This window comes from Dermacoccus sp. CCH2-D9, from assembly GCF_001556795.1.
GTDB classification, from domain to species: Bacteria; Actinomycetota; Actinomycetes; order Actinomycetales; family Dermatophilaceae; genus Dermacoccus; species Dermacoccus nishinomiyaensis.
The window spans coordinates 1-5,169 of the sequence record NZ_LSJT01000131.1 but is presented as its reverse complement, the minus strand read 5'-3'; the positions used below and the strand labels follow the sequence as shown (position 1 = coordinate 5,169).

At 68.9% G+C, this 5,169-nt stretch carries 5 protein-coding genes and 1 tRNA gene; 3 read left to right on the top strand and 3 right to left on the bottom strand.

Annotated elements, in window-relative coordinates; translation table 11 throughout:
* The first annotated feature begins 219 nt into the window (after positions 1-219).
* Both AX669_RS11000 and AX669_RS10995 read left to right on the top strand, forming a co-directional pair.
* Positions 220-2,055, top strand: a complete 1,836-nt coding sequence (locus tag AX669_RS11000; RefSeq protein WP_062258426.1) for an ABC-F family ATP-binding cassette domain-containing protein — start codon at positions 220-222, stop codon at positions 2,053-2,055.
* 143 nt (positions 2,056-2,198) lie between these two features.
* Positions 2,199-2,927 carry a TetR/AcrR family transcriptional regulator gene (locus AX669_RS10995; RefSeq protein ID WP_006946800.1) on the top strand — a complete coding sequence of 243 codons (729 nt, stop codon included), beginning with the start codon at positions 2,199-2,201 and terminating at the stop codon, positions 2,925-2,927.
* Positions 2,928-2,939: 12 nt separating this feature from the next.
* Here the strand turns inward: AX669_RS10995 and AX669_RS10990 are convergent, their stop codons facing one another.
* Positions 2,940-3,536 (bottom strand): MarR family winged helix-turn-helix transcriptional regulator, encoded by a 597-nt coding sequence (locus tag AX669_RS10990; protein ID WP_082740921.1) that lies wholly within the window; start codon positions 3,534-3,536, stop codon positions 2,940-2,942.
* 72 nt (positions 3,537-3,608) lie between these two features.
* Positions 3,609-4,328, bottom strand: coding sequence for a TetR/AcrR family transcriptional regulator (locus tag AX669_RS10985; RefSeq protein WP_006946809.1), 720 nt, complete (start codon positions 4,326-4,328; stop codon positions 3,609-3,611).
* A gap of 168 nt (positions 4,329-4,496) precedes the next feature.
* Between AX669_RS10985 and AX669_RS10980 the strand changes: the two genes are divergently transcribed.
* Positions 4,497-4,575 (top strand) — tRNA-Gln (locus tag AX669_RS10980).
* Between the two features lie 83 nt (positions 4,576-4,658).
* Here AX669_RS10980 and AX669_RS13710 read toward each other — a convergent pair.
* Positions 4,659-5,169 (bottom strand): hypothetical protein (locus tag AX669_RS13710; RefSeq protein WP_197418901.1); only part of this gene is annotated, 511 nt, incomplete at its 5' end.

The following is a 5,169-nucleotide window of genomic DNA, read 5'->3' as shown; positions in this document are numbered from 1 at the left end:
CCCCGACCGAACCCCCGACCCGCCCCGCCTTGCCACCCTGCGATTTTCGTCCGCCCTCGCGATTGCCATCCACATCGGCGATCTACGTCCCCATCTGCGAACTACGTCCACATCTGACGGACGGCGTGGCGAGCGCTCGTCTCGGTCCGGCACCTGCTCTGACGGGCGCCGCATCATCAGCTTTGGGCGACGTGACACGGCGGTGAGACAATCGCGGGCATGGCCAACCTCCTGTCCGCTGAGAAGATCTCGCTCGCCCTCGGCACCCAGCAGTTGCTCGATTCGGTGTCGCTCGGCATCGGCGGCGGTGAGCGCATCGGCATCGTCGGCCGCAACGGTGGAGGCAAGTCGACGCTGCTCAAGGTGCTCGCGGGTGTGCACGAGGTCGATTCGGGGCGTCTGACGATGGCGAACGGCGTCACCGTCGGCATGCTGACGCAGGCGGACACGATTCCTGCGGAGTGGACGGTGCTGCAGGCCGTCGTCGGTGATCGCGCCGAGCACGAGTGGGCGGGGGAGGCCCGCATCCGCGAGGTCATCAACGGGTTGTTGCCGGGCATGGATCTGCACGACGTCGTCGGCCCCAAGTCCGGTGGCGAGCGCCGTCGCATCGCGCTCGCGAAGCTGCTCGTCGACGACCCTGATCTGCTGCTGCTCGACGAGCCCACCAACCATCTCGATGTCGAGGGCGTGCAATGGCTCGCCGACTTCCTCAACGCACGCCGCACACGCAGCGACTCGGCGCTCGTCACGATCACCCACGACCGGTGGTTCCTCGACGCGACGAGCACCAACACGTGGGAGGTCATCGACGGACGCGTCGAGCAGTACGAAGGCGGTTACGCCGCGTTCGTGCTCGCGAAGGCCGAACGTGCACGCATCGCGGCCGCGACGGAGGAGCGTCGCCAGAACCTGCTGCGCAAGGAGCTCGCGTGGCTGCAGCGCGGTGCCCCGGCCCGCACGAGCAAGCCGAAGTTCCGCATCGACGCGGCCAACGCGCTCATCGCGAACGAACCGGATCCGCGCAATGACGTCGAACTCGTCCGGTTCGCGACGACGCGGCTCGGCAAGGATGTCATCGACCTCGTCGACGCGTCCGTCACGCTCGGCGGGCGCGAACTGCTGACGAAGCAGACGTGGCGGCTCGCGCCGGGCGAGCGCACCGGCATCGTCGGCGTCAACGGCGCGGGCAAGTCGACGCTGCTGCGCGCCATCGCGGGAACCCAGGAGCTGTCGGCGGGCAAGCGCAAGCAGGGCAAGACCGTCAAGATCGCGTACCTGACGCAGGAGGTGCGCGAGCTCGACCACGTCGAGGGCTGGCGCGTCATCGAGGCGATCGAGGACGTGGCGAGCTACATCATGCTCGACGGCAAGGAGACGTCCGCCTCGCAGCTCGCGAAGCGGCTCGGCTTCTCCGGGGGACGTCAGCAGGCGCGGGTGTCGGAGCTGTCGGGTGGCGAACGTCGGCGACTGCAGTTCCTCCGCCTGCTCATGAGCGAACCGAACGTGCTGCTGCTCGACGAGCCGACCAATGACCTCGACATCGAGACGCTGCAGTCGATGGAGGACGTCCTCGACGGCTGGGCGGGCACACTCGTCGTCGTCAGCCACGACCGGTACCTGCTCGAGCGCATGTGCGATCGCCAGGTCGCCTTGCTCGGAGACGGCAAGATCCTCGACCTCATCGGCGGGGTCGAGCAGTACCTCGAGCTGCGTGCGCACCACCTGCAGGCGCAGGCGGCGTTCGAGCGTCAGGGCGCGGCGGCGAAGGGGGTCGATGCGACCTCGCTCGCGGCTGACGACGCAGCAGGCGCTGGCGCCGGCGGACGCGTGGTGAGCGCCGCCGAGGAGCGCGAGGCGCGCAAGACGGTGGCGCGCATCGAACGTCAGCTCGCGAAGCTGGCCGAGCGCGAGACCAAGCTGCACGACGAGCTCGCCGCTGCCGCAAGCGATTACGGCAAGGCCGCGGAGATCGACGTCAAGCTGCGTGCCGTGCTCGCCGAGAAGGACGAACTCGAGATGGACTGGCTCGAGGCCGCCGAGGTGCTCGCCTGAACTGAGCGCGTGTTCCGGTCGCGCGCGGCGCCTGGCGGCGCTGCGCCGTTTGCCACACCAGGCGCCGTGAACGACTGTCTAGGAGGGCTCGACGACCCCGCGCGCGCCGTTGAACGTGTTCAACAGCGTGGTTGACTGAGCGCATGACGACGAAGTCGGAGCAGACGCGTGAAGCCCTCGTCGAGACGGCGTTGGCGATGTTCCGCGAGCACGGATACGAGAAGACGACGATGCGCGCGATCGCCGCGGAAGCCGGCGTCTCGCAAGGAAATGCGTACTACTACTTCGACGGCAAGGACGCGCTCGTCCAGCAGTTGTACCTGCGCCTCCAGGCCGAGCATCGCGACGTTGCGCTGGCCGCCATCCGCGACGGAGCGCCGCTTGCCGACAACCTATGCGCGCTGTGGCGGGCGGGCATCGACGTCATGGAGCCGTACCACGGCTTCGGTTCGACGCTGCTGACGACGGCGCTGCAGGCGTCGTCGGGCACGAGCCCGCTGTCGGGAGCGTCGGCGCAGGCGCGCGACGATGCGATCGGCCTCGTCACCGACGTGCTCGAACGCTCGAAGGGCGTGCCGGGTGGCGCACTGCGACGCCAGTTGCCGATGTTGCTGTGGCTCGTCTATCTCGGCATCACGCTGCACTGGGTGTGCGATGACAGCGAGCAGCGGGCGCGCACGATGACGCTCATCGACGGCGTCGCCCCCATCCTCGCGCGCATGCTGATGCTCGCACGGCTACCGGTGGGACGCGGGCTCGTCGCGGACATCACCGCCCTCGTCGAGAAGCTGGCGCCGACCGGATCTCTTCCGACGGCGCTGTCGGAGCCTGCATCCAGGACGTCGAGCACCGTCCGCACCGAAGACGACTGAGGTGCCTCGCGGTCAGCTCTCGACGGCCGTGAGCAGCGTCCGCAGCGACGCGGCGAGGTGAGCGCGAGCGTCGTCGTCCATGCCGGCGAGCAGGCGGCGCTCGTGATGCAGCAGCGCGTCGAACGCGGCGTCGACGGCCCGCAGCCCCGCGGGGGTCAGCCGGACGAGGACGCCGCGGCGGTCGCTCGGCGATGGTTGACGGGAGACGAAGCCGCGTCGTTCGAGTCCGTCGACGCGATTCGTCATCGTGCCGGAGGTGACGAGTGTCTTCTGCACGAGGGCGCCGGGGGAGAGCTCGAACGGTTCGCCTGCGCGGCGCAGGGCGGACATCACGTCGAACTCCCAGCCGTCGAGTTCATGCTCGGTGAAGACGGCGTTGCGCGCCTGGTCGAGGCGCCGCGCGATACGGCTGATGCGCGAGAGCACTTCGAGTGGCGTCGTGTCGAGCCCCGGGCGGACGCTCGCCCAGGCATCGACGATGACGTCGACCTCGTCATGGTGCGGCTTGCCGTCGGGAGCGGTCGACGTCGCAGACGCGATGTCGTCGGCGCCCCTTGGGCCGAAAGCACGGTTCGAGTCGGCAGGGCGCGGCGAACCGGTGAGTGACATGCCGTCAGTCTATCGCTCGTCAAGAAACTTGATGTCGAGAGACTTGCCCTCGGCAGACGGCGTCAGCCCTCGTCACGCGATGTCGTCGTCCGTCTCGTCGTCGCCCAGGCCCATCGGTGCCACCATGTTGTCGACGTCAGGCTCGCCGCTGGCCACCGGCGCGGCCGCGACGAGCGTGGGCGTGGCGTCGAGGCCGGTGAGTCCGTTCCAGCCGAGGTTGACCATGTGGGCGGCCATCTCGGTGGCGTCGAATTCCTGGCCGTGCTCGATCCACCAGTCGCCGGTGAGGGCGGCCATGCCGATGAGCATCTGCGCGTAGATCGGCGCGAAACGGGGGTCGATCTCGCGGCGCGACATGACGCGGGAGAGTTCGTTCTCGATCTTTGTGGCGATGTCCGACATGAGGCTCGCGAGGGAGCCCGTCGAGTGCCAGGACGGGGCGTCACGGATGAGCACACGGAAACCGTCGGGGTTGGCGCTGATGTAGCTGAGTTGGGCGGTCACGGCGCGTTCGAAGAGTTCGCGGGGTGTGCCGTCGTCGGTCAGGGCGCTCGCGATGTGGTCGAGGAAGCTGCGCGTCTCGCGGTCGACGATGACGGCGTACAAGCCTTCCTTGCCGCCGAAGTGCTCGTAGACGACGGGTTTCGTCACGCCCGCCGCCGCCGCGATCTCCTCGACGGTCGCCGCCGCGACGCCTCGTTCCGCGAACGTGCGGCGCCCCACGTCGATGAGCTGTTCGCGACGCTGGGTGCCCGACATGCGCGTGCGGCGAGGAGTCGTCATGCCCACCATTGTGCCGGGTGGGCGGGAGGTCGCAGCCGAGACCTGGGGCGCCCGGGCGGGCTGACGCGGTCCGAGGCGCGGTCCGCGCCGTAGATCGCGGGGACGCGTCGGTGCGTCGACGGAGTGCAGCGCGGCCCGGCGTGAACTACTCTTGTGCGGTCCGCGCTTCGCGGACGTTCCCCGGTTGCTCTGCTGGCAGGGGCCGCCTGACTTTGAATCAGGACTAGCGACGTTGGTTCGATTCCAACCCGGGGAGCCTGAAAGCCCGACCATCATCGTCCGAGAGCGCGTCATCGTCGACGCGTTTCCGGGCGAAGATCACGCGGGACGTGACGCCGATCAGCGATGACGAGACGTCGCGGCACCCCCGGCGGCGATGGCCGCGAACGCGAGTCCGGCGAGGCCGAGCTCACCGGACGTCGGGGAGCTCCGCGACGCGACGAGGTCCGTCTGCACCTTCGGGTCGATCGGCTTCGGGGCGGGCTTCGTCGGAGTGGGCGTGCCCGGCATCGGCTTCGTCGGCTGGGCAGGGGGAATGACGGTGCCGTTCGGCTGAACCGTCGGCAGACCCTTGCACGTCGCCGGAATCGTGCCGGTGACGCTGAACGCCGACCCGCTCGTGTTGCCCTTGACGGTGATCGTCACCGTCTTCCCGGCCTGGTTGATCTTCGAGAAGATGACGAGCGGCTTGTCGTGCGTCACCGGGCCCATCGTGTGCGTCTCGTGCAGCTGCGGCTCGCTCACCGTCACCGTCGCCTCCGGCGTCTTCACCGTGCCCACTGCGATGACGTGGTTCGGCATCCCCTTCGAGCACCAGAACTCGATCGGCGTGTGCTGAAGGCTGCCGACG